Source organism: Streptomyces sp. NPDC057963 (assembly GCF_042887155.1).
GTDB lineage: Bacteria > Actinomycetota > Actinomycetes > Streptomycetales > Streptomycetaceae > Streptomyces.
In genome coordinates, this window is sequence record NZ_JBHVPX010000004.1 from 311,452 (window position 1) to 335,624 (window position 24,173).

Here is a 24,173-nt window from a genome sequence, read left to right on the forward strand (position 1 = left end):
CTCGGTGACGGGGCCGAAGGCCGACTGCCCTATGCGCCGGGGGCGTCGCCCGCCAACTCCTGCACCACGACCTCCTGCTCATCCTCCGACAGGAATCCCAGGACCCAGGATTCGAGTTCGTCGCGCAGCCGCACCGTCGCACCCAACTGGCACAGCACCCCGATCGTGCTCAGCGTCACCCGGTGTATCAGCAGATAGGCGGGCGGCAGATTCAGCTGCTTGCCCAGCTGATGAGCGGGCGAGCGGGGATCAGCGATCCGTGCCGCCTGATTGCGCATCCAGCTCCGGGTGAAGGTGAACTCCTCCACGCGCGCCGGTTCGATGATCGGGAGGAGGTAGTCGAGCACCGCGTCCGGATCGAGGTCGATCGAGTCCTTGACGAACCCCTCCTCGCGCAGCAGCTCGTACACCGCCTCCGCGTCACCGGCCAGTGCCAGCCGCAAGGAGTCCCCGATGGTCTGCGGCAGACCACCCGGCAGCCGGTCGACCGTGCCGAAGTCCAGCACCCCGAGCCGCCACTGTCCGGCCTCGTCCGTCTCGTCGTCCGGGGGCAGCAGCCGGAAGTTGCCCGGATGCGGGTCCGCGTGCAGCAGCCCGGTGCGCGCCGGCCCCGAGAAGAGGAAGCGCGCCAGCAACTGACCGGCCCGGTCGCGCTGTTCCGGGGTGCCCCCGGCGATCACGTCGGCAAGCGGAACGCCGTCCATCCACTCCGTCACCAGCACCTGGTCGGACTGGTGCACCACATCGGGGATCACGACATCCGGATCGGCCGCGAACTCCTCGGAATGGTCCCGCTGCGACCGCGCCTCCTGTTCGTAGTCCAGCTCCTCCGAAACCCGGTCGCGCAGCTCCGTGATGAGCGGCTTGACGTCCATTCCGGGGATCAACGGGCCGAGCAGCCGGGCGAACCTGCTGAGCTGGGTCAGATCGGAGAGCAGTGCCTCTCCGGCGCCCGGATACTGCACCTTCACCGCGACGTCCCGCCCGTCGTGCCACACCGCGCGGTGCACCTGACCGATCGAGGCGGCGGCCGACGGCTTGTCCTCGAAGTCGAGGAACAGCTCCCGCCAGTCCTCGCCGAGCCGCTCCGCCAGCACCGCGTGCACCGTGCCGCTGGGCAGGGGAGGCGCGGCTTCCTGCAGTTTGGTGAGCGCCGCCCGGTACGGGCCCGCGACCTCCTCGGGTAGCGCCGACTCGAAGACGGACAGGGCCTGACCCAGCTTCATCGCCCCGCCCTTCAGCTCACCCAGGACCTTGAAGAGCTGATCCGCGGTGCGCTGCTGAACCTCCCGGGCCACCAACTCCGCCGACTTCCCGCCGATCCGCTTGCCCAGGCCCCACGTGGCGCGGCCGGCGAAGCCCAGTGGCAGGGCGGCCAACTTGGCGGTACGGGTGACCGCTTTCCGGGGTAGATCAGACATGAGCCCCTCCAAATCCCAGACTGCCGTACCGCGTGCGGCGGTTACCCGGCCATTGTGTCGTGTACCGCGTCGGCCCCGGAGGCACGCTCCCCCTCAGTCTGCCCAGCCGCTCCGCAGCAACAGCCGAGATGTGCCCGGATCTGCTCGGAGCGCCAGTCCAACAGCGGCAGCGCGGCCTCCCAGCGGGTCCCTGTACTGGCGGGCAGCTCCCCGTCCAGAAAGGACAGTGCGTGAGCGGCCGCCAGGCCGGCCACCGCCGTCGCCAGCCCCAGGTCGCAGGCCTGGACGGCGTTGCGCCGACCGGACTGCCACTGCGAGAGCATCCTCGGCCACTGCTCGTCCCGTTCCGCACGTTCCAGCGCCAGGCATCCCGCGCACGCGGTGCCCCCGGGCAGGACCAGGGGCCCGACCACTCCCGTCGCCTCCATCACTCCGGCATAGAGGTGGGGAGTCCCCGAAGCGATCCATGGTTCCGCAGGCCTCGGATCGGGGGCGTACGCCGAGAGACCGTCACGAGGGGCGACCACGATCAGTGACAGCCCTGGCTCACCGCCCGCCGAGGCATCCGCCGCCTCCGCCGCCCGGGGAGCCGGGCCGACGGCGGATCTGCGCACCAACTGCCGGGCCGCGGTGGCCCTGCGCTCCCCGACGGCCGCTGGTGGAAGCCCGCAGGGCGAGACGTCCGACGGCTCGGTGCACCCGCCGTCCAGTACCTCCACCCGGCCCACTCCGGACCCGGACAGCACCGCCGCGATCGCGGCACCGACCCGGCCGGCGCCCCGCACCTGGACCCGCATCGCCCGGCGGGCCGCCAGCCGCCGCATCCCGCCACCCGGCTCGGGATGGACGACGGAGAGTGACGCCAGATCAGGGCGGTACCGCTGCAGTGCCTCGGGCCGGTTCCTCAGCGCATCCGCCTCCGGGCCGGCGGTCCGCACATCGTCGATCAGGCCCGCGTCTCTCAAGCGGCGCACCAAGGTCTCCACTTGATGGTCCGACAGGTCCATGGACCGGGCTTCTTCGCGCAGCAGCGGCAGGCCGCGCGTGCCGTCGAGCAGTTCCAGAAAACAGCCCGTGGCGATATCCATCGGACCGAGCTTCACCGCATGGGCGCGGGTCACCCCGAATTGCACGGTGCCCCGGCCGCGCCATGCGCGGCGCAGTGCGGGTTTCAACATCGGATACACGGCGTCCCCCGGTCTGTGTTCCATGATCTCTGTGTGTGGGCCATGGCCCGGATCTCCGCGAGATCCGTTGTCAGAATGCAGGCCGGCGGCGAAGTGTGCGGAAAGTTGTCCACAGGTGCGGGGTATTAGTCGTTCAAATGGTGCATGCCGTGGAGCGGATCACACGCGAACCGTCCCGGAGGCGGGACTTCCCCCACTGACACCGGGTAACGTCATGGCGTGCCCGCCGACCCGTCACCCGGATTCGCCGGGGAGACCCCCGCGCGCAGTGCCGGAACCCATCAGCGCAGCGCGGTGGACCGCCCGCCCCGCGCCTCGGCGACGAGCGCGGTCGAGGTCCGCAGGAGCACCCGCCGCAGCAGAACGGTCTCCGCGTACCGGGAGGGGGACCGCACCATCGTGCTCATCCCCGCCCGGATGTCGCAGGCCGAGGAGCGGCGCTGGGTGAGCGTGATGCTCGACAAGCTCGCGGCCCAGGAGAGCAAGCGCATCCTCGGCGACAGCGAACTGGCCGAGCGGGCGGAGCGGTTGTCCGCCCAGTATTTCGAGGGCCGGGCCAGGCCCGCGTCCGTGCGGTGGGTGACCAATCAGAACACCCGATGGGGGTCCTGCACCCCGGCGGAGGGCAGCATCAGGCTGTCGCACCGGCTCCAGGGCATGCCCGAGTACGTCGTCGACTACGTACTGGTCCATGAGCTGGCCCATCTGCTCGTCCCCGGCCACGGTCCGCGCTTCTGGCGGCTGCTGGAGGCGTACCCCCGCACGGAGCGGGCCCGTGGCTACCTGGAGGGCGTGGTGGCGGCCGACCGGCTGCCGCATCTGCCCGCCGCACGCGGTGAGTGACGTTCGGCGATTCTGTACCGGGTGTGTACCGACTTAGCTCAACGTCGGAGTTTGCGGTTAGCCTGACGCGACGCATTCACATTCGGGATGGGGGACGGTCGTTACGCATGGCCAGGGAATTCCAACGCGGCCACAAGGCCAAGATCAGCGATCTCACACCGGGGACGGACCTGTACGTAGGTGTGCAGATCGCCGGCCCGGGACTGACCTTTGACATCAGCTGCTTCGGCCTCGATGCCAATGAGCAGCTCTCCGACGACCGGTATTTCATCTTCTTCAATCAGCCTAAATCGCCCGAGGAGTCCATTCAGCTTCTCGGTGCCCAGGCCGGTGACACCGAGTCGTTCCGCGTCACCCTGGACCGCATTCCGGCGAACATCCACAAGCTGTCGTTCACTGCGACGGTCGACGGTGCCGGGCAGATGTCCCAGGTCGGCCCCGGTTACATCCGGATCGTCGCGGGTGGCGAGGAAGTCGTCAGGTACGCCTTCAACGGTTCGGAGTTCACCACCGAGCGTGCGGTGATGCTGGGTGACTTCTACCTGAAGGACGTCTGGCGGTTCGCCGCCGTCGGCCAGGGCTTCGACGGCGGCCTCGAAGCGCTGCTGAAGAACTTCGGCGGCGAGGTCGCCGAGGAGGCGCCCGCCGCACCTCAGCCGCAGGCGGCCGCCCCGTCGTTCGCCCCGCCCGCCCAGCCGGCCGCCCCGGCACCCGCCCCGTCCTTCGGCGCCCCGGCCGCACCGCAGGCCCCCCAAGCGCCGCCGCCCGCCCCGTCCTTCGGGGCCCCGGCCGCACCGGCTCCGGCCCCCGCACCGCAGCAGCAGATGCATTCCGCGCCGACGATGGCGGCCCCGATGGCGCCGCACGGCGGCATGGTGCCGCCGCCCGCCCCCGCTCCGGCCCCGTACGGACAGCCGGGCCTGCCGCCCCAGCAGCCGCAGTTCGGGCAGATCCCCGGGCAGCAGCCCCCACCCGTCGCTCCGTACGGCCAGCAGGCCCCCGCCCCGTACGGCCAGCAGCCGCCCGGAATGCAGCCCCCCGGAATGCCCCAGGGGGTGCCGCAAGGCATGCCGCAGGCCGGTGCCGGGCTTCAGGCCGCGCTCCAGCTGTACAAGGAGACGGCCACCGGCCAGCGTTGGACCCCGCAGAACCAGCAGCTCATGCGGGTCGACCTCACCATGGGCGGCATGCCCGTGCTCGCCCGGCAGGGCAGCATGGTGATGTACCAGGGCAAGGTCGACTTCAGCTACAAGGGCGCCGGTTTCGCGGGCCGCATCGTCGGCAACGCGACCGGCCAGGAACTGCAGCTGATGCGCTGTACCGGCCGCGGGCAGGTCTTCCTCGCCGAGGACGGCTCCCATCTGCACGCCATCGAGCTCCAGGGCGACGGCATCTGCGTCTCGGCGGAGAACGTCCTCGCGTTCGACGAGTCGCTGCAGCACGAGGTCCGCAGGATCGAGGGCCACGGCATTCCCGGTGGGGCCCTGTTCACCATGCAGTTCCAGGGCACCGGCACGGTCGTCGTGAAGACCCACGGCGTCCCCGTCGTCCTGCCCGTCACCCCGACCACCTTCGCCGACTGCAACGCCGTCGTCGCCTGGTCGTCCGCGTCCCAGGTGATCATCTCCAGCCAGGTCCGGCTGCGCCGCAACGCGTACCCGGGGCACAGCGGGGAGACCGTGAACCTTCAGTTCCGGGGCGCCCCCGGCAACTTCATCGTCGTCCAGCCCTACGAGGTCTGAGGGAGCCCGTCATGAACCAGCAACTCGCGGGCTACGCCCCGACCCCCGTCACGGCCCGTATGGAGAACCACGGCCACACGATGCTCAAGGTCGCCATGGCCACCGGCCAGGACCTCTACGCACGTACCGGCTCGATGGTGGCGTACGAAGGCTTCATCCAGTACGAACCCAACCCGCCGGCCGTCCGTCAGATCGCCTCGCAGTGGATCACCGGCGAGGGCGCACCGATCATGAAGTGCTCCGGCGACGGACTGCTCTACCTCGCGGACTACGGCGCCGATGTGGTCGTCATCAACCTCAACAACGACTCCCTCTCGGTCAACGGCACCAACGTCCTCGCCTTCGACAGCCATCTCACCTGGGGCGTGGAGCGGGTCAAGGGCCTCGCCAAGTTCGCCGGCCAAGGACTGTGGAACGTCTGTATCTCGGGCACCGGCTGGGTCGCCATCACCTCGCGCGGCACACCGATCGTCGTCGACTGCGGACGCGGCGAGGACGAGACCTACGTCGACCCGGACGCCCTCGTGGCGTGGTCCCCGAACCTCAAGGTGAAGGGCAAGCGCAGCTTCAAGGCCTCCTCCCTCATCGGGCGGGGCAGCGGCGAGGCGTACCAGATGGCCTTCTCCGGCCAGGGCATCGTCGTCGTACAGCCGAGTGAGGACAGTACCGACCGCCTGCGGGTCCGGAACTGAGGGGGAGGAGAAACACACCATGCAGAGTCCGCTTTTCAGCTACACGGAACAGCAGTCCCAGGACCGGTACACCGTCCAGAACCCGCAGCTCCTGCGGGTCTCGCTGACCGGCCGGGACGACGTCCTCGCCCGCAAGGGCGCCATGGTCGCCTACCAGGGGCTGATGGAGTTCGACGGCGAGTACCAGTCGCACGGGCAGCGCCGTGCCCGCGCGAGCACCGGCGAGGGCCTGGAACTGATGCGCTGCTCCGGGCAGGGCACCGCCTACCTCGCCAACCTCGCGCAGTACATCCATGTCGTGGACGTCGACCACGACGGCATCACGGTGGACAGCGCCTACGTCCTGGCCCTCGACTCCTCGCTGCACACCGAGGTCATCGCGGTGGACAGCCAGTACGGCATCTCGGGCACCGGCAAGTACCAGCTCAACATCTCCGGCACGGGCAAGGTCGCCCTGATGACCTCGGGCCGGCCGCTGATGATGCAAGTCACGCCGGACAAGTACGTCAACGCCGACGCCGACGCGATCGTCGCCTGGTCCAGCTCGCTGCGCGTGCAGATGCAGGCCCAGACACACTCCTCGGGCGTCTGGCGGCGGCGTGGCAACACCGGCGAGGGCTGGGAGCTCAGCTTCCTCGGCCAGGGCTTCGCCCTGGTGCAGCCGAGCGAGGTGCTGCCCCCGCAGAACCACGAGATCGGCCAGGGCATCAGGGCCCAGTACGGCATGGGCCAGCAGGGCGCCCACGGCCAGAACCAGAACAACGCCTGGAACTGAGCCGCCGAGCACCGGCACGGGCCACACGGGCGAGGGGCGGTCTCCCCGGCGACCGCCCCTCACCCGTGCCGTATGCCGTCCGGCCTACCGGAGCTGCTCCAGCGCGGCGCGGGCGCGTGTCATCAGCTGTACGACCGAGGTGTCGGCCACGGCCGCGACCTCGTCGTACGCGAACCAGCGCAGGTCCAGCGATTCGTCGCTGATCTGCTCCGTCGCGCCCGACGGGGCGAGCGCCGCGTACTGCACGTCCAGATGCCAGTGGCAGGGGGCGGGGATCCGGTGGCGGTCCAGCGTCACCGGTCCGCCCGCGAGCAGGGTCAGGCCGCCGATGCCGGACTCCTCGGTGGCCTCACGCAGGGCCGCGGCGGCCAGCGTGGTGTCCTGCGGCTCGCAGTGGCCGCCCATCTGCAGCCACATCCGCAGCTTGCGGTGCAGGGTGAGCAGGACCCGCCCGCGCTCCGGATCGACGACCAGTGCGCTGGCCGTCAGGTGCCCGGCCGCGCAGGCCTTCCACATGCCGTCGGGGTGCCGAGCCAGATGATCCAGATAGACCTGACGCAGTTCCTCCTGGGCCGGGTCCACCGGGTTCTCGTACCCCTTCAGTACGAGAACGGCGTCGTCGTACAGGCTCACCGGTCGGTGTCGCCCTTGCCATCGTTCTTCCGGTCGGTTTCTCCGGTTTCTCCGGTTTCTCCGGAGCCTGCTTCGCCCGCTGCGGCCTCGGGCTTCTGCGGACCCTTCGCGGCCTCGCCGAGCATCTTGTCCAGCTCGGAGAAGTCCAGCTGCTCGTGGTGCACAAAGCCGTCCGGATCGTCCAGGTCCTGGGCGGTCGGCAGCATGTCGGGGTGCTCCCACAGGGCGTCGCGGCCGTCGAGACCGCGGGCGTCCGTGAGCGACGCCCACAGGCGCGAGGCGTCACGCAGCCGCCGCGGACGCAGCTGGAGACCGATGAGCGTGGCGAACGTCTGCTCGGCCGGACCGCCGGAGGCACGGCGCCTGCGCATGGTCTCGCGCAGCGCGTCGGCCGAGGTCAGACGGGACTTCGCGGCCTCGTGCACCACCGCGTCCACCCAGCCCTCGACCAGCGCGAGCGCCGTCTCCAGCCGGGCCAGGGCGGCCTTCTGCTCCGGGGTGTCCTCCGGCTGGAACATGCCCTGCTGAAGGGCGTCCTGCAACTGCTCGGGCTGCGACGGGTCGAACTGACCGACCACGTCCTCCAGCTTGCTGGTGTCGACCTTGATGCCGCGCGCATACCCCTCGACGGCGCCGAACAGATGCGAGCGCAGCCACGGAACATGGGCGAAGAGCCGCTGATGGGCGGCCTCGCGCAGGGCGAGGTACAACCGCACCTCCTCCTGCGGCACGCTGAGGTCCTTGCCGAACCTCTCGACGTTCAGCGGAAGGAGCGCGGCCTTGCCCGCCGGGCCCAGCGGCAGTCCGATGTCGGTCGAGCCGACCACCTCGCCGGCGAGCACACCGACGGCCTGCCCGATCTGCTGGCCGAACATCGCGCCGCCCATCGACCGCATCATGCCGATCAGCGGCCCCGCCATCGCCTGCATCTCTTCGGGCAGCACATCGCCCATGGCCAGGCCGACCCGCTCGGCCACCGGGTCGACCAGCTTCTGCCAGGCGGGCAGAGACGCCTCGACCCACTCGGCACGGCTCCACGCCACGGTCGAGACCGAGCCGGAGGGCAGCGAGGTCACCCCGTCCAGCCAGAGGTCGGCCAGCCGCAGCGCCTCGTCGACCGCGGAGCGCTCGGACGGGCCGACGCTCGCGTCCTTGGTGCCGTCCGGCGTGCCCTGCGAGACCGTCTGGCGCGCGATCTGCTTGGCCATGTCCCAGTTGACGGGACCGCCCTCGTAGCTCAGCATCTGGCCGAGCTGCTGGAAGGCCGCACCCAGGTCGTTGGGGTTCATCGTGCCGAACATCGCCGCGAACGGGTTGTCCCCGCCCGCGCCGGGCCCGAAGCCGAACGGGTTCGCCGGCCCGCCCGAACCCTGCCCACCTCCGGTGGGGTCCTTCTTCTTGCCCTCGTCGCCGTTGTCCGGCTCCTCCGGCGGAAGGCCGAATCCGAATGGGGTGTCACTCACGGGTTTCCTCGGCTCGTAGGGCCGCCGGCTCGAACCGACGGCGACTGCCCGACATCACCATCCAGCGTAGACACCAAAAGTCCGCTCGGGGCCTCAGTGCTCCGCCGGCTCCCGGCCTGCGGCAGGATGGACGCCACCTGGTACGTACGCGTCATTCGCGTACGTACTGAAGACAACCGCTGGAGACGCCCGGTGAGTTCCCCAGATCCTCAGGTTCGCGCAGCGCGAAACCTGTCCGACCCCTCGACCGAGAACAAGTCCGCAAAAAGCCGCTCCAGAAGCCGTGGCCCCGTCGTCGCGATCACCGGAGCCGCGGGCGGCATCGGTGAGCTGCTCACCGCACGCCTCGCCCGCTCCGAGGAGATCAAGCAGGTCATCGCCATCGATGAACGCCGTGGAGAGGTCTCCGAGGCGACCTGGCACATCCTCGACGTCCGGGACCCCGCCATCGCGGAGAAGCTGCGCGGCGCGGACGTCGTGGTGCATCTGGCGCTCGACCTCGACCTGGAGACCGACCCCGCCGCCCGCACCGCCTACAACGTGCGCGGCACCCAGACCGTGCTGACCGCGGCCGCGGCCGTGGGGGTCCACCGGGTCGTGCTGTGCACCTCGGCGATGGTCTACGGGGCGCTGCCCGACAACGACATCCCGCTCGCCGAGGACGCCGAGCTGCGCGCCACGGCCGAGGCGACCGGCGTCGGCGACCTCCTGGAGATCGAACGTCTCGGCCGCCGCGCACCGCGCGCCCACCCGGGACTCAACGTGACCGTGGTCCGGCCGACCGTCCTGGTCGGCGGTACGGACACCGCGCTGACCCGCTACTTCGAGTCGCCGCGCCTCCTGGTCGTCGCCGGATCACGCCCCACCTGGCAGTTCTGCCACGTCGAGGACCTGGTCACGGCCCTGGAGTACGCGGCGCTGGAGAAGATCGACGGCGAGTTCGCGGTCGGCTGCGACGGCTGGCTGGAACAGGCGGAGGTCGAGGAGCTCAGCGGCGTCCGCCGGATGGAGCTGCCCTCCGCCGTGGCCCTCGGTGCCGCCGCCCGGCTGCACCGGATCGGCCTCACCCCGTCCCCGGCGGGCGACCTGGCGTACACGATGCACCCGTGGGTGGTCAGCGTGAGCCGGCTGCACGACGCGGGCTGGCGCCCCGGCTGGACCAACGAGGAGGTGCTCGCCGCGCTCCTCGAAGAGGTGGAGGGGCGGCACACCGTCGCCGGACGCCGCCTCGGCCGCAAGGACGCCACCGCGGCAGGTGCCGCCGGTGCGACCGTGGCGCTGCTCGGCACGGCCGCCCTGGTCCGCCGCGCCCGCAAGGCGCGTCGCCGTATCTAAGGGCTGCCCGGCACCGTGTCTTGCCGCGCTGCCGCGCTGCCGCCGGTCGCCAGGGCTCCTTCCCCGGGCTCCCTGCCGCGCTCGCCGGGAGAGACCCCGGCCGGCCCCTCCTCCGCCTTGCGGCACACGGCACCGGGCGCCGCCCACCGATCAGGCCCGATCCGGACGGAGGGCATTCGGCTCCGGCCGGTCCGGACGGGAAAGCCCTCGGCCCCGGTCGGCGGACCGCGGGACGCTGTAGAAGGCTCCAAGGCCGACGGCGCACCGCAGGTGGAAAGCGCTATTTCACGACGTCGGCGCCGTACGGCACCATGGGCCCCATGGCTCCCACTCACGACCACCCCGGCGAGCGGGCGGCGACCGACCCCATCCGGCTGCTGGAGATCCGCGAGACGCCGCTGTCGGTCGACGAGGTCTTCCGGGCCGTCGGGGACGAAGCAGCGGGCGGCACGGCGCTCTTCGTCGGCACCGTGCGCAACCACGACGACGGTCAGGACGTCGGTGCCCTCGGCTACTCCTGCCACCCCTCGGCGCAGGACGAATTGCGCCGGGTGGCCGAGAAGGTCGTCGCGGATTTCCCGGTCCGGGGGCTGGCCGCCGTCCACCGAGTGGGTGACCTCCATGTGGGCGACCTCGCGGTCGTCGTCGCCGTCGCCTGCCCGCACCGGGCGGAGGCGTTCGAGGCATGCCGCAAGCTGATCGACGATCTCAAGCGCGAGGTTCCGATCTGGAAGCACCAGCGTTTTTCGGACGGCACCGAGGAGTGGGTCGGGGCCTGCTGAGCGCAAGCCCGATCGGGTGGTGGTCCGCCCCGATTTGCGTAACCGCACCCCTACCATGAGCGTTGGTCCTGCAGCTGGTTAATCTGCTGATCGGTCAGTTGCGGTCGCTCATGGGGTAGGGAGGTCGTCATGGCAGCACTCGCCTGGTTGCTGATTCCGCTTTTTGCTGCGCTCGGTGCTGCGATATGGGGAAGCTGGGCCACCCGCAATCGCACGACCGGTGATGTTTCAGAACTCGCCGGGTATGCCCGGTTCCGTGAGGCGATGGAGAAGTCGCACTCCGGTTCCGATGTCGTCTGACCCCCCGGCGAACGTACGCAGTCGCCAATCCGCAGCGCGGCACCGAAGGCCGAAGCCCTCCGGCACCGCCCCACGCCCGGCTCCCCGCCCCGTACGGCCCGGCCCCGACGGTGCACTCACAGCCCCTTCCCGTACTGTCGTTCCATGCCACGCCGCACCGCGACGATGCTCGCCTCCACGCTGATCCTCATCGCGCTGCTCTGCGCAGGCGTGCTGATCAAAGCGCCGTATTCGGAGATGTCTCCCGGGCCGACGGTGAACACCCTCGGCAAGGTCGACGGCGAACCGGTTCTGCAGATTTCCGGGCGCAAGACGTACCCGACGTCCGGCAACCTCAACATGACGACGGTGCGGGTGACCGGCGCCGACTACCGGATGAACCTCGTCGAGGCCGTGTACGGCTGGCTGGCCCACGACAGCGTGGTCGTGCCGCACGACACGCTGTACCCCGGCGGCAAGACCGAGCAGCAGTCGACGCAGGAGAACGCCGAGGAGTTCAGTCAGTCCCAGGAGAGCGCCAAGGTCGCCGCCCTGACCGAGCTGGGCATCCCGGTGCCGTCGCGTGTCGTGGTCTCCACGGTCGTCAAGGACAGCCCCGCCCAGGGCAAGCTGCACGCCGGCGACGTGATCAAGCAGGTCGACGGCAGCGCGGTGAAGCAGCCCGAGGACGTCGCGAAGCTCGTCACCCGCCACAAGCCCGGCGAGGACGTCACGTTCACGGTCATCCCGGCGAAGACGGCGCAGGAGGCCGAGAAGGCCGGCAAGGAGCCCGAGGGCAGCCGGAAGATCACCATCACCACCGCGAAGGCCCCCAAGGAGAACCGCGCGATCGTCGGCATCCAGGCCGGGACGGACCACACGTTCCCGTTCCGGATCGACATCAAGCTGGCCGACGTCGGCGGCCCGAGCGCCGGGCTGATGTTCTCCCTGGGCATCATCGACAAGCTGACGCCCACCGACCTCACCGGCGGGAAGTTCGTCGCCGGCACCGGCACGATCGACGACAAGGGGAAGGTCGGCCCGATCGGCGGCATCAACATGAAGCTGGTCGGCGCGCGCGACGCCGGCGCCCGGTACTTCCTGACGCCGGACGAGAACTGCAAGGCCGCAGCGTCCGACACCCCGAGCGGACTCACGCTGGTGAAGGTGAAGACGATCGACGACGCGAAGAAGTCGCTGGAGAAGATCAAGGCAGGGGACACGGCCGGCCTGCCGAGCTGCTCGGCGGGCTGACCGCGCCCCCGGCGGGGACGCGGCGGGTCAGGCCTCGAAGGTCGCGGCCAGTGCGTCGGCCAGTCCGGGCACCAGGCCGGAGCCGGTCCTCACCTCGCTCGGCGAGTCCTTCTCGCGGAGCCGTACGGCCGACTCGCGCGTACCGTCCCTGAGGACGGCCACGGTCATCCGCACCTCCTGGCGCTCCGGGTGCTTGGCGACCCACTTGGCCAGCTGGGCATCGCCGAGTCCCTCCGGTACGGAGGCCTCGGCGGACGGCGGCAGCATCAGCCGCTCCACCGTCATCGCGCATCCGATCACCGCGTCGGGCCAGGCGATCGTGGCGAGGAACTCGTCCAGGGCGGTGCCGGCCGGAAGCTCCTCCTGCTCGATGGGGGTGAGTGGGGCGGTCGGGGAGTCGGAGCTGTCGAGACCGAGCTGGGCGGCGAGGCCGGGCTCCTGGGCCCGCAGCCGGGCGGTGTCGACGAGAGCGAAGAGCCGGGCCGGCTGGTCCCAGCCGAGGCCGGAGATGTACTCGTCGATTTCGAGCACGGCGACGGTGAGGGGGCTCGCGGCCATCGGGGGGCCTGAGGGGGAAACGTTGGGCATGACCGACATCCTGCCTCCTTCTGCCCCGGGAGCGGGAACTAGGTAAAGCGTCAGTAAGTTGCATAGGTGGGCTCTACGATCGCTGGGCCCGCTCCACACGACCCGCGAACTTCGAGGTGCGCACGTTGGCTTTCCAGATGCCGGACCGCGGCGGAGGCCCGACCGGGCCACGGATCAGAGTCGGCCGCCCGTCCCGGCGTGCCCGTACCCTGCTCATGACACTTGGCGTCCTGGCGGTTCTCGCCATGGCGTTCGTCATGTTCGCCGGGTTCTGGACGGACTGGCTCTGGTACCGGTCGGTCGCGTATTCGTCCGTCTTCACCACCACCCTGTGGACCAAGATCGGGCTGTTCCTCGTCTTCGGACTGCTGATGGCGTTCGTCGTCGGCCTGAACATCTGGCTCGCGCACCGGCTCCGGCCGCCGCTGAGCGCGATGTCCCTGGAGCAGCAGAGCCTGGACCGCTACCGGATGAGCCTCGCCCCGTACAAGAAGTGGGTGCTGCTCGCGATCACCGCGCTCGTCGGGCTGATCGCCGGAGCATCCGCCTCCGGCCAGTGGCGCACCTGGCTGATGTACGTGAACGGCGTGGCGTTCCACCAGAAGGACCCCCAGTTCCATCTGGACGTCTCCTTCTACGCCTTCGATCTGCCCTGGTACCGCTTCCTGCTGGGCTTCGGCTTCGCGGCCACGGTGCTCTCGCTGATCGCCGCCGCGCTGACCCACTATCTGTACGGCGGGCTCCGCATCACCAGCCCCGGCGCGCGGGCGACCGGCGCGGCCACCGGCCACCTGTCGGTGCTGCTCGGTGTCTTCGTCTCGCTGAAGGCCGTGGCGTACTGGCTCGACCGCTACGGTCTGGCAGTGAAGTCCAGCGACTTCAAGGCCACGGACAACTGGACGGGCCTGCGCTACGTCGACGCCAACGCCTACCTTCCGGCGAAGACCATCCTGTTCTGCATCGCCGCGATCTGCGCCGTGCTCTTCTTCGCGACGCTCTGGCGCCGGACCTGGCAGCTCCCGGTGATCGGCTTCGGTCTGATGGTGCTCTCGGCGATCCTGATCGGCGGGCTGTACCCGGCGATCGTGCAGAAGTTCCAGGTCCAGCCGAACGAGCAGGCCAAGGAAGCGCCGTTCATCCGGAAGAACATCGAAGCGACGCGTGACGCGTACGACATCGACAACGCGCAGGTCGACGACTACTCGGGCAAGAGCACGACGAGTGACGACGCCAAACTGCGCGCGAGCGCGGACGACGCCGCCAGCTACCGGGTGATGGACCCCAACGTCGTCTCTCCGGCCTTCCAGCAGCTCCAGCAGAAGAGGAACTACTACCAGTTCCCCAAGACGCTGGACGTGGACCGCTACAAGGACGCCGCCGGCAAGGACCAGGACACGGTCATCGGTCTGCGCGAGCTCAACCTCGACGGCATCCCCAAGCGCAACTGGATCAACGACCACTTCACCTACACCCACGGCTACGGCGCCATCGCGGCCCGGGGCACGACGACCGGCAAGAACCCGAAGGGCTCCCCGGACTTCACCGAGTCCGGTCTGCCGACCTCGGGTGAGCTGGGCAAGTACGAGCAGCAGATCTACTACGGCGAGAAGACCGAGCAGTACTCCATCGTCGGCGGGCCCCAGAAGGAGCTCGACTACGAGGAGGACGGCGAGAAGACCACCAGCTACCAGGGCAACAGCGGGGTCAGTCTCTCCAACGCCTTCAACCGCGCCGCGTACGCGGTGGCGTTCAGCGAGCCGCAGATCCTCTACTCGGGGGCCATCGGCGAGGGCTCGCGGATTCTCTACAACCGCACGCCCAAGGAGCGCGTCGAGGCGGTCGCCCCGTGGCTGACCATCGACGGCGACGCCTACCCGGCCGTGGTGAACGGCCGCATCCAGTGGGTCGTCGACGCGTACACCACCACCAACGGCTACCCGTACGCCTCGCGTACGACGCTCGGTGACACCACGGCCGACTCGCTGACCACCAACCAGCGTGCGGTCGTCGCCCAGCAGAACCAGGTCAACTACATCCGCAACTCGGTGAAGGCCACCGTCGACGCCTACGACGGCAAGGTCAAGCTCTACGAGTGGGACACCGAGGACCCGGTCCTCAAGACCTGGCGCAAGGCGTTCCCGGGGACCGTTCAGCCCAAGACGGACATCCCGCAGGAGCTCAGGGACCATCTGCGGTACCCGCAGGACCTGTTCAAGGTGCAGCGGGAGCTGCTCACCCGCTACCACGTCACGAACCCCGCCCAGTTCTACAGCGGCAGTGACGCGTGGCAGGTCCCGGACGACCCGACCAACAAGGAGTCCGGTGCCGTCCCGCCGTACTACCTGAGCATAAAGATGCCGGACCAGGCGGCCCAGAAGTTCTCGCTGACGACGACGTTCACCCCGAAGGGGCGGCCCGACCTCGGGGCGTTCATGGCGGTCGACGCCGACGCGGCCAGTAAGGACTACGGCACGATACGGCTGTTGAGAGTCACCACCACGGTGAAGGGCCCCGGCCAGGTGCAGAGCGAGCTCAACGGCAACGACGACGTCGCCGAGTTCGTGAGAAACCTGAAGGGAACCGACTCCGACATCGAGTACGGCAATCTGCTGACCGTGCCGCTCGAAGGAGGCTTCCTCTACATCGAGCCGGTGTACACGCGCGGTGGCACGCAGAACTACCCGCTGCTGCGCAAGGTCGCTGCCTCGTACGGGTCGAAGACCGTCTTCGAGAACAGTCTCGGGGAGGCGCTCAACGCGGTCTTCGGGGTGACGGAATCCGACACCGGCCAGCCACCCGCCGAAACCACCAGGCCACCAGGCGAAACGACACAGCCGCCGGCCACCGGTGACGCAGCGCTGAAGAAGGCGATCGCGGATGCGCAGAAGGCCTACGCGGAAGGCGAGGCAGCCCTGAAGAAGCAGGACTGGAGCGCCTACGGAAAGGCCCAGGCGGATCTCCAGGACGCGCTGCGGCGTGCGGCGGCCGCCCAGCCCAAGTCGGGCAGTGCGAACAGCACCGGCGCCGCGAACGGTGCGAATAGTTCCGATAGTTCGGGCCATTCGGACAAATCGTCTGAAGCTGGTAGTGGTGGCTGAGTGACCCGGTAAAGGCCCCACCTGGCGTCGTGGTACTGTTTAAACACAACGACGCGGGGTGGAGCAGCTCGGTAGCTCGCTGGGCTCATAACCCAGAGGTCGCAGGTTCAAATCCTGTCCCCGCTACTGAAAGACGAAGGCCCGGATCCTTTCGAGGATCCGGGCCTTCGTCGTGTCGCGGCGACATTCTTGAACGGTGCGTGTAAAGGGCGGTTCGCGGGGCACGAGTTGGCCCCGGACGTGTTTGACTTATCTCTCTGTGGGCATGTCGACAAAACGCTGAAGTGACCTCACTGGCCGCGGTATACGAGGTGTACGCGGGTTGCGGGTGGTGCGACGATGGTATTTATGGGGGACAGGGCAACTCTGTTGGATACAGGGCGGTTTGTGCAGCGCCGTGTTCATCGGCCGGATAGTGTGATGAATGCGGCTTTTGGCGCAGCTGCCGCGGAGAGCAACGAGACCGCTGAGATCACCGAGAATTCTGAGGTCACCGAGACCTCTGGGATCACTGCAACCTCTGGGATCATTGGGACGACCGAGACCGCCGAGACTGCGGGGTGTGCCGCGACCGTCGAGAGCACAGAAAGCGCCGAGAGCGCGGAGATCACCGGGATCACCGGGACCGCCGGGGCCATTGAGGCTGCGGAGGGCCCCGTGGCCCAAGGGGTCCAGGAGGCCCGAGAGAGTCCGGAGAGTGCCGAGAGCGAGGCGCGCCACCGCCGCGCCGCCGACGCCGGCGACACCGCGTCGATGAGCGTCCTCGGCGCCCTGCTGCTGCGCCGCGGTGATCTGGACGGGGCCGAGTCCTACCTGCGCGCGGCCACCGCGGACGGCGACCGGGCCGCGGCCAACAACCTGGGCGTCCTTCTCCATCAGCGCGGGTACATCGACGACGCGGCCGGCTGGTGGCGTATCGCGGCCGTCGCGGGTTCCGCCGCCGCCGCGCACGCCCTCGGCCGCCACTACCGGGAGCGCGGTGACGAGCCCGGTGCCGAGTACTGGCTGAGGCAGTCCGCCGAGCAGGGGCACGCGCTGGGGGCGTACGCCCTGGCCGACCTGCTGGAACACCGCAGCGACGTAGGCGCCGAGCGCTGGCTGCGTGCCGCCGCCGAACAGGGGCACCGGGAGGCCGCGTACCGCCTCGCGCGCATGCTGGACCGCAGCTCCGCCGACGATCCGCACGATGCCTTCGGCCGCCCCGGGCTGGGCCCCGGTCCCGGCCTCGGCTCCGCAACCGGTGCGGGCGTGGCCGATCGGGCGGGTGCCACCGGCCGGTCCGCGGGGCGCCGGACCGACGGCCCGGTGGCAGGCCCGGCGACCGGGCGCGTGGGCGAGGCCGAGCAGTGGTACCGGCAGGCCGCCGCGCGCGGTCACCGGCGCGCTGCCCTGCACCTCGGCGCCATCCTCGAACAGCGCGGTGAGCCCAAGGAGGCCGGCCGCTGGTACCTCGTCTCCGCGAAGGCCGGTGAGGCGCGGGCCGCCTGCGCGCTCGGCTTCCTGCTCCGTGACGCGGGCGACGAGGAGAGCGCCGCCGTGTGGTGGCTGCGCGCCGCCCAGGAGGGGGACGGGAACGCCGCCAACGCACTGGGCGCCCTGCACGCGGCCCGCGGCGAGCAGCAGACCGCCGAGCGCTGGTACCGCGCCGCCATGGACGCGGGCGACGTCAACGGCGCCTACAACCTGGGGCTGCTCTGCGCGGCTCAGGACCGTACGCCCCAGGCCGAGCAGTGGTACCGCCGTGCCGCGTACGCGGGCCACCGCGAGGCCGCCAACGCGCTGGCCGTGCTCCTGCTCCAGGCGGGCGACGCGACCGGCGCCGAGCCCTGGTTCTCCAAGGCCGCCGAGGCGGGCAGCGTGGACGCGGCCTTCAACCTCGGCATCCTGTACGCCGGACGCGACGAGGATCGTGCGGCGCTGGTCTGGTACGAGCGCGCCGCGGCGGCCGGCCACACCGAGGCCGCGCTCCAGGTCGGCATGGCCCTGCTGCACCAGGGCGAGGCGCAGGAGGCCGAGCGCCATCTGCGCTGCGCGGCGGGCGGTGGCAGCGCCGAGGCGGCCTTCCGGCTGGCCGGGGTACTGGACTCGCGGCAGCCGCCGCCCGGCCCTCCCGCGCTCGGCGAGCCGATGCCGGAGAAGACCGAGTGCGAGGAGTGGTACGAGCGGGCCGCCGAGCAGGGGCACCGCCGCGCCCAGGTGCGGGTCGGCATGCTCGCGGCCGCCCGGGGCGACGTGGACAGCGCGGCCCGCTGGTACCGCGAGGCCGCCGAGGCGGGCAGCCGCAACGGCGCCTTCAATCTCGGACTGCTGCTCGCCCGTGAGGGCAGCGAACGGGAGGCCGCGCTGTGGTGGAGCCGAGCGGCCAACGACGGGCACGGGCGGGCCGCGCTGCGCCTGGCCCTGCTGGCCGCCCGCCGCGGCGAGCTCACCGAGGGGCAGCGCTGGTGCGCGCGGGCGGTCGAGCTGGGGCCGCCGGAGGTCGCCGAGCGCGCCGCCCGGCTGCGCGAGGCGCTGCACCAGGAGCTCACCGCGTAGGACCGAGCGGGGCCGAGTAGGGCCGCGTAGGACCGAGCGGGGGCCGAGCGGTGAGGCCGCGGGCGGGGCTCGTGAAAGCAGCGGTCCCGGCCCCGCCTCGTCCCGCGCCGGACCGCCGCCCCGCCTCGTTCCGTGCCGGACCGCTGCCCTGCCTCGTCCCCGTCCCGCCCCGCGCTGCCCCGGACGCCCCCGCGCCGGACACCCCCGTCCCGCCCCGCGCCGGAACAGATTTGCGCTGGTCCGGAGCGGTGACGTACGGTGGGGAACACAACGGCGCGGGGTGGAGCAGCTCGGTAGCTCGCTGGGCTCATAACCCAGAGGTCGCAGGTTCAAATCCTGTCCCCGCTACTAAACACGGAAGGCCGGATCCTCCAGAGGATCCGGCCTTCCGTGCGTATCCGTGCCTGTGTATCAGAGGCTGTGGCCCACCGCCTCCGCGTACATCGCCCGGTCGACCGCCTTCGCCTCCGGTACCGGGGCGCCCTTCGAGACATCCGCGTCCGCGTACGCCTTCTGCAGCCGGTCCGTCGTGCCCTTCCGTATCTCCCAGTCCATCCGCAGTGACGGGGTCGATCGCAGCGTGGCCTCGTCGGTCTTCATCAGCTTCGCCAGCTCGGCGACGAACATGGGGTCGGACTTGTAGTCGCCGGCGAAGTAGGTGTTCACCGTCCGGATGTAGGCCCGGAGGAAGGCGACGCCCGCGTCCGGGTCCTGGTTCAGCAGTGCCGGGCCGAAGAGCAAGCCACCGAGCGGTTCGCCGACCGGCTGTCCGCCCAGGAACGCGTACTTCTTGTCGCCGTCCAGCGTGCGCCAGACCGGGTCGAGCAGCCATGCGGAGTCCACGCCGCCGTTCTCCAGTGCGGTCAGCACGTCCGCGGAACCGAGCTGCTGGAAGCCGATCCTGTCGAGGCCGCCGCCGTGCTTCTGCAGGGAGGTGTCCATCGGGTACACGATGACCGATCCCTTGCCGATCATCGTGCCCATCCTGCGGCCCGCCATGTCGACGTGATCGGCGCTCTCGCCGTCCTTGAGGTGTACCCACAGGCCGCTCTTGGAGGTGGGGTCGGGGGAGAAGTTCCCTGCCACCCACTTGATGTCGAAGCCGCCGTTGATGCCGTTCATCACGGCCGCCTCGGGAGCCGCCCACTGGGCGTCCACATCGCCCTTGGCGAGCAGCGGCAGGGCGTCCGGGGTGGGCAGCACCTTCAGCCGCACGTCCAGCCCCTCCTCGGCGAACTCGCCCTTCGCCACCGCGACCTGGAGCGGAGCGACGTACTCCGCGCTCAGGGTGCCGGTCGCGACGGTGATCTTCCGTTTCTTCGCCAGGGGCCGGGGGGCCGGGGCTCCCTTGCCGCAGCGGGCCGGCTTCCGGTCGGGGGCGAGGTCGGCCGGGTCGGTCCAACTGCCGGTGCCGCAGCCCGCGACGGGTGTGACGGTGCGGGGCGCGGCCGGACCGCTGCCGTGGGCGGAGTCCTTCCCGGCGCAGCCCGCCGCGCCGAGCAGGGACGCGGCGATGAGTACGACGGTGCAGGTCAAGGGGGTACGTGTACGCACAGTGCCTCCGTACGAAGAACGTGGGGGAGCCGTTCAGGACTGGCCGCGACCGCGGTCGCGCGGGGCCCACGGGGTGAGCAGCCGACCGGCGATCCGCACCACTTCGGAGAAGACGACACCGAGGACCGCCACGCACACGATGCCGACGAACATCACGTCGTTCCGGAACAACGCCCGGGAGTCGAAGATCAGATGGCCGAGTCCGTCGGCGGCCGCGATCTGCTCGGAGGCGACGATGACCAGTACGGCCACCCCCGCCGCGATCCGCGCCCCGACCAGGACCGCGGGCAGCGACGCGGGCAGCAGTACGTGCCGGAACATCTGCCGGGGAGAGGCGCCGAAGACCCGACCGGCGTCACGGTGGCCGACCGGGACGGCGAGCACGGCCGCCATGGTGGAGATCCAGACGAAGAAGAAGACGGTCGCGGCGACCAGGGCGATCTGCGGCCCCTCGCCGAGGCCGAACATGTTGAGGAAGACCGGCAGCAGGGCCAGTTTCGGCACGACGTACAGGGCGTCGAGCAACGGCTCCAGCGCCGCCCGTACGAGTGAGAGCGAGCCCATCAGCAGCCCGAGCGCGTATCCCGCGACGGTGCCGATCGCATAGCCGCCGAGGACCCGCCTGAGCGTGGCCCACACATCCGGCCACAGCTCACCGGCGCCCGCCCGGTCCCAGCCGTCCGCCAGGATGGTGGAGGGGGCGGGGTAGACCCGCCCGTCGATCCAGGACTGCGTGGCGGCGAGCTGCCAGAGCAGCACCAGCGCCAGCGGTACGGCGACGGCGAGCGCGAGTTCGAGGGCGCGGCGCCTGCGGTGGGTGCGTATCGGATGAAGCTCCTGCGGGCCCGGTCTGCGGATCAGCACACCGTCGTCGGGTTTCGTGGCACGTACGGCGGTGCTCATGCCGGGACCGCCTCCCTCCGCACCTCGCCGCGCAGCAGTTCCCACAGTTCGCTCTTCAGCGCGGTGAATTCGGGTGCCGACCGGACCTCGCCGGTGCGCGGGCGGCCGAATGGCGGGCGGCGCTCGGCGATGATCCGCCCCGGCCTGGCGGACATCACCAGCACCCGGTCCCCGAGGACGATCGCCTCTTCGAGGCTGTGGGTGATGAAGAGAGTGGTGGTACGGGTGGTCTGGGTGAGGTCGAGGAGCTCGTCCTGGAGAATCGTGCGCAGCTGGGCGTCGAGCGCCGCGAACGGCTCGTCCATCAGCAGCAGCTCGGGCTCGACGGCGAGGGCACGGGCGATCGCGACCCGCTGCCGCATCCCGCCGGAGAGGGTGGCCGGATACGCCCCCGCGAAGTCGGAGAGCCCCATCCGGGCCAGCCAGTCGCGCGCCTTGGCGTCGGCCTCCTTGCGCGGTACGCGCTGGATGTCGAGGCCGAAGCGGACGTTGGCCAGTACGGTCTTCCAGTCGTAGATCCCGTAGTCCTGGAAGATCATCGCGGCCGGGCGGGACGAGGCCGTACGGATGGACAGCTCGCCGGAGCTGGGGCGGAGCAGCCCGGCGGCGATTCTGAGCAGCGTGGACTTGCCGCAGCCGGACGGGCCGACGAGGCAGGTGAACTCGCCCGGTGCGACGGAGAGATCGACGGGGCCGAGGGCGGGCAGGGCCTTGGTGCCGCGTCCGAACGAGCGGGTGAGCGCGTCGGCGCGGAGTTTGGGACCGGTGGCGGTGGCGGTGGCGATGGCCGGAGACGGGGCCGGGGCTTCGGGTGGCGTCGGGTGCGGATCTCCCACGGGTCTCTCCTCGCGCGTATCGAGGTGCGGATCCGCCGCGGGGCGGACGTGATCGCCGCCGACGATATGACGACCCGTCAGTTTCGGGAAGGGGGTGCGCGCGTGGTGGGGCCGGGTGTGTGCGTCATGTCCCGCGGGCGCTCACGCGGAGGGCCCCGGTGCGGGTGATGCTCGCACCGGGGCCCTCCGTGACAGAAGTCAGGTCGTCGTGGCGCAGTTCGGGCAGATGCCGCGGTAGGTCACCTCGACGCCGGAGACCGTGAAGCCGAACCGCTCGTCGCTCGGCAGGTCCGCGAGCGGGTCGCCGGCCGGGTGCACGTCGCGGATGGTGCCGCAGCGCGCGCAGACGAGGTGGTGGTGGGGGCGGTGTGCGTTCGGGTCGTACCGCTTGGCCCGGCGGTCCGTGGAGACCTCGATGACCTCGCCGAGGGTCACCATCTCGCCCAGGGTGTTGTAGACGGTGGCGCGGGAGATCTCGGGCAGCTTGGCGACGGCCCGGGCGTGGACCTCGTCGGCCGTCAGGTGTACGTGGTCCCCGTCGAGGACCTCGGCCACGACGCGCCGCTGGGCGGTCATGCGCCAGCCGCGTCCGCGAAGTCGTTCCAACAGGTCACTCATAAGCACAAGCCTAACAGTGGGGGGACCGGGTCCCGAACGTGTGTGAATTTGGATGTTCACTTGACTTGGACAATGTCCATTGTAGGATCGGAACCGGCATAGGCCAAGGGACAGGCTGTGCAGGACATGACGAATGTGCAGGAACGACGCAGGAGGCGCACGTGACGCAGGGACCGCTCACCACGGAGGCCGGCGCGCCGGTCGCCGACAACCAGAACAGCCAGACCGCGGGCGTCGGCGGTCCGGTACTGGTACAGGACCAGTCGCTGCTGGAGAAGCTCGCGCACTTCAACCGCGAGCGCATTCCGGAGCGCATCGTGCACGCCCGCGGCGCCGGCGCGTACGGCACGTTCACCCTGACCCGCGACGTCTCGCAGTGGACGCGGGCGAAGTTCCTCTCCGCGGTCGGCAAGCAGACCGAGACGTTCCTCCGCTTCTCGACCGTCGCGGGCAACCTCGGCTCCGCCGACGCGGTGCGCGACCCCCGCGGCTTCGCGCTGAAGTTCTACACCGAGGAGGGCAACTACGACCTCGTCGGCAACAACACCCCGGTGTTCTTCATCAAGGACGCCATCAAGTTCCCGGACTTCATCCACACCCAGAAGCGCGACCCGTACACCGGCTCGCAGGAGGCGGACAACGTCTGGGACTTCTGGGGGCTGTCGCCCGAGGCGACCCATCAGGTGACCTGGCTCTTCGGCGACCGCGGCATCCCGGCCAGCTTCCGCCACATGAACGGGTACGGCTCGCACACGTACCAGTGGAGCAACGAGGCCGGCGAGGTCTTCTGGGTCAAGTACCACTTCAAGACCGACCAGGGCATCAAGAACCTCACCCAGGCCGAGGCCAACACGCTCGCCGGTGAGGACCCGGACAGCCATCAGCGCGATCTGCGCGAGGCGATCGAGCGCGGTGACTTCCCGTCGTGGACGGTGCAGGTCCAGATCATGCCGGCGGCCGAGGCGGCCACGTACCGCTTCAACCCGTTCGACCTCACCAAGGTGTGGCCGCACGAGGACTACCCGCCGATCGAGATCGGGAAGCTGGAGCTGAACCGCAACCCGGAGAACATCTTCGCCGAGGTCGAGCAGTCGGTCTTCAGCCCCGCGCACCTCGTGCCGGGTATCGGTCCGTCCCCCGACAAGATGCTCCAGGGCCGCCTCTTCGCGTACGGCGACGCCCACCGCTACCGCGTCGGCATCAACGCCGACCACCTGCCGGTGAACCGTCCGCACGCCACCGAGGCGCGTACCAACAGCCGCGACGGCTACCTGTACGACGGCCGCCACAAGGGTGCGAAGAACTACGAGCCGAACAGCTTCGGCGGACCGGCCCAGACGGACCGGCCGCTGTGGGAGGCCACTCCGGTCACGGGCGAGGTCGGCACGCACGAGGCCCCGAGCCACGCCGAGGACAACGACTTCGTGCAGGCCGGGAACCTCTACCGGCTCTTCTCCGAGGACGAGAAGGCCCGGCTGATCGACAACCTCGCGGGGTTCATCGCCAAGGTGTCGCGCGATGACATCGCCGAGCGCGCGATCCACAACTTCCGCCAGGCGGACGGCGACTTCGGCAAGCGTCTGGAGGCCGCGGTCCAGGCCCTGCGTGGCTGACGGGACGCCTGTCGTCGGCGGT

20 protein-coding genes and 2 tRNA genes are annotated in these 24,173 nt (G+C 70.3%); 13 read left to right on the top strand and 9 right to left on the bottom strand.

Annotated features, from left to right (window positions below):
- Window positions 1-29 precede the first annotated feature (29 nt).
- On the bottom strand, window positions 30-1,421 hold the full coding sequence (locus tag ACFVT1_RS11675) for an ABC1 kinase family protein (RefSeq protein ID WP_389794341.1): 1,392 nt from the start codon (window positions 1,419-1,421) through the stop codon (window positions 30-32).
- Between the two features lie 41 nt (window positions 1,422-1,462).
- The gene (locus tag ACFVT1_RS11680; RefSeq protein ID WP_389794596.1) at window positions 1,463-2,608 is read right to left on the bottom strand and encodes a ThiF family adenylyltransferase; all 1,146 of its coding nucleotides are present in this window, start codon (window positions 2,606-2,608) and stop codon (window positions 1,463-1,465) included.
- Window positions 2,609-2,827: 219 nt separating this feature from the next.
- Between ACFVT1_RS11680 and ACFVT1_RS11685 the strand changes: the two genes are divergently transcribed.
- The 4 genes from ACFVT1_RS11685 (at window position 2,828) to ACFVT1_RS11700 (ending at window position 6,660) form a co-directional block, all read left to right on the top strand.
- Entirely contained in the window at window positions 2,828-3,451 is a 624-nt protein-coding gene (locus tag ACFVT1_RS11685) for a M48 family metallopeptidase (protein ID WP_362200609.1), read from the top strand.
- Window positions 3,452-3,558: 107 nt separating this feature from the next.
- Window positions 3,559-5,193, top strand: a complete 1,635-nt coding sequence (locus ACFVT1_RS11690) for a TerD family protein (RefSeq protein WP_389794342.1) — start codon at window positions 3,559-3,561, stop codon at window positions 5,191-5,193.
- Window positions 5,194-5,204: 11 nt separating this feature from the next.
- Window positions 5,205-5,885 carry an AIM24 family protein gene (locus tag ACFVT1_RS11695; protein ID WP_362200615.1) on the top strand — a complete coding sequence of 227 codons (681 nt, stop codon included), beginning with the start codon at window positions 5,205-5,207 and terminating at the stop codon, window positions 5,883-5,885.
- A 19-nt stretch (window positions 5,886-5,904) separates the two neighbouring features.
- Window positions 5,905-6,660, top strand: a complete 756-nt coding sequence (locus ACFVT1_RS11700) for an AIM24 family protein (protein ID WP_389794343.1) — start codon at window positions 5,905-5,907, stop codon at window positions 6,658-6,660.
- 84 nt (window positions 6,661-6,744) lie between these two features.
- Here ACFVT1_RS11700 and ACFVT1_RS11705 read toward each other — a convergent pair whose 3' ends face one another.
- Window positions 6,745-7,293: an NUDIX hydrolase gene (locus ACFVT1_RS11705; protein ID WP_389794345.1), complete on the bottom strand. Its 549-nt coding sequence runs from the start codon at window positions 7,291-7,293 to the stop codon at window positions 6,745-6,747.
- Window positions 7,290-8,756 carry a zinc-dependent metalloprotease gene (locus ACFVT1_RS11710; protein ID WP_389794346.1) on the bottom strand — a complete coding sequence of 489 codons (1,467 nt, stop codon included), beginning with the start codon at window positions 8,754-8,756 and terminating at the stop codon, window positions 7,290-7,292. The genes ACFVT1_RS11705 and ACFVT1_RS11710 overlap by 4 nt, the downstream gene beginning before the upstream one ends.
- 192 nt (window positions 8,757-8,948) lie before the next feature.
- On the opposite strand from ACFVT1_RS11710, the gene ACFVT1_RS11715 reads away from it, so the two are divergent.
- From ACFVT1_RS11715 to ACFVT1_RS11730, 4 genes are all read left to right on the top strand, one after another.
- On the top strand, window positions 8,949-10,091 hold the full coding sequence (locus ACFVT1_RS11715) for an SDR family oxidoreductase (protein ID WP_362200627.1): 1,143 nt from the start codon (window positions 8,949-8,951) through the stop codon (window positions 10,089-10,091).
- A gap of 320 nt (window positions 10,092-10,411) precedes the next feature.
- A complete protein-coding gene (locus ACFVT1_RS11720) occupies window positions 10,412-10,873 on the top strand; it encodes a molybdenum cofactor biosynthesis protein MoaE (protein WP_389794347.1) in 462 nt (153 codons plus the stop codon).
- Window positions 10,874-11,002: 129 nt separating this feature from the next.
- On the top strand, window positions 11,003-11,173 hold the full coding sequence (locus ACFVT1_RS11725) for a hypothetical protein (RefSeq protein WP_389794348.1): 171 nt from the start codon (window positions 11,003-11,005) through the stop codon (window positions 11,171-11,173).
- Between the two features lie 144 nt (window positions 11,174-11,317).
- A complete protein-coding gene (locus ACFVT1_RS11730; RefSeq protein ID WP_389794349.1) occupies window positions 11,318-12,406 on the top strand; it encodes a PDZ domain-containing protein in 1,089 nt (362 codons plus the stop codon).
- Window positions 12,407-12,433: 27 nt separating this feature from the next.
- On the opposite strand, the gene ACFVT1_RS11735 is transcribed toward ACFVT1_RS11730, so the two are convergent.
- On the bottom strand, window positions 12,434-13,003 hold the full coding sequence (locus tag ACFVT1_RS11735) for a PPA1309 family protein (protein ID WP_389794350.1): 570 nt from the start codon (window positions 13,001-13,003) through the stop codon (window positions 12,434-12,436).
- A 128-nt stretch (window positions 13,004-13,131) separates the two neighbouring features.
- On the opposite strand from ACFVT1_RS11735, the gene ACFVT1_RS11740 reads away from it, so the two are divergent.
- From ACFVT1_RS11740 to ACFVT1_RS11755, 4 genes are all read left to right on the top strand, one after another.
- Complete coding sequence (locus ACFVT1_RS11740; protein WP_389794598.1) at window positions 13,132-16,092, top strand: UPF0182 family protein; 2,961 nt, start codon at window positions 13,132-13,134, stop codon at window positions 16,090-16,092.
- A gap of 52 nt (window positions 16,093-16,144) precedes the next feature.
- A tRNA-Met gene (locus ACFVT1_RS11745) sits at window positions 16,145-16,218 on the top strand.
- 213 nt (window positions 16,219-16,431) lie between these two features.
- Window positions 16,432-18,627, top strand: a complete 2,196-nt coding sequence (locus ACFVT1_RS11750) for a tetratricopeptide repeat protein (protein ID WP_389794351.1) — start codon at window positions 16,432-16,434, stop codon at window positions 18,625-18,627.
- Window positions 18,628-18,901: 274 nt separating this feature from the next.
- A tRNA-Met gene (locus tag ACFVT1_RS11755) sits at window positions 18,902-18,975 on the top strand.
- A 63-nt stretch (window positions 18,976-19,038) separates the two neighbouring features.
- On the opposite strand, the gene ACFVT1_RS11760 is transcribed toward ACFVT1_RS11755, so the two are convergent.
- The 4 genes from ACFVT1_RS11760 to ACFVT1_RS11775 all read right to left on the bottom strand — a co-directional run bounded on the left by ACFVT1_RS11760 (window position 19,039) and on the right by ACFVT1_RS11775 (window position 22,538).
- Window positions 19,039-20,163, bottom strand: coding sequence for an ABC transporter substrate-binding protein (locus tag ACFVT1_RS11760; protein WP_389794352.1), 1,125 nt, complete (start codon window positions 20,161-20,163; stop codon window positions 19,039-19,041).
- Window positions 20,164-20,214: 51 nt separating this feature from the next.
- Complete coding sequence (locus tag ACFVT1_RS11765; protein ID WP_389794353.1) at window positions 20,215-21,084, bottom strand: ABC transporter permease; 870 nt, start codon at window positions 21,082-21,084, stop codon at window positions 20,215-20,217.
- Window positions 21,081-21,869 carry an ABC transporter ATP-binding protein gene (locus ACFVT1_RS11770; protein WP_389794600.1) on the bottom strand — a complete coding sequence of 263 codons (789 nt, stop codon included), beginning with the start codon at window positions 21,867-21,869 and terminating at the stop codon, window positions 21,081-21,083. Before ACFVT1_RS11770 ends, ACFVT1_RS11765 begins: the two co-directional genes overlap by 4 nt.
- Before the next feature lie 249 nt (window positions 21,870-22,118).
- Window positions 22,119-22,538 (bottom strand): Fur family transcriptional regulator, encoded by a 420-nt coding sequence (locus tag ACFVT1_RS11775; protein WP_389794354.1) that lies wholly within the window; start codon window positions 22,536-22,538, stop codon window positions 22,119-22,121.
- Between the two features lie 161 nt (window positions 22,539-22,699).
- Here ACFVT1_RS11775 and ACFVT1_RS11780 point away from each other — a divergent pair, with 161 nt between their 5' ends.
- Window positions 22,700-24,151 carry a catalase gene (locus tag ACFVT1_RS11780; protein ID WP_389794355.1) on the top strand — a complete coding sequence of 484 codons (1,452 nt, stop codon included), beginning with the start codon at window positions 22,700-22,702 and terminating at the stop codon, window positions 24,149-24,151.
- Window positions 24,152-24,173: the final 22 nt, after the last annotated feature.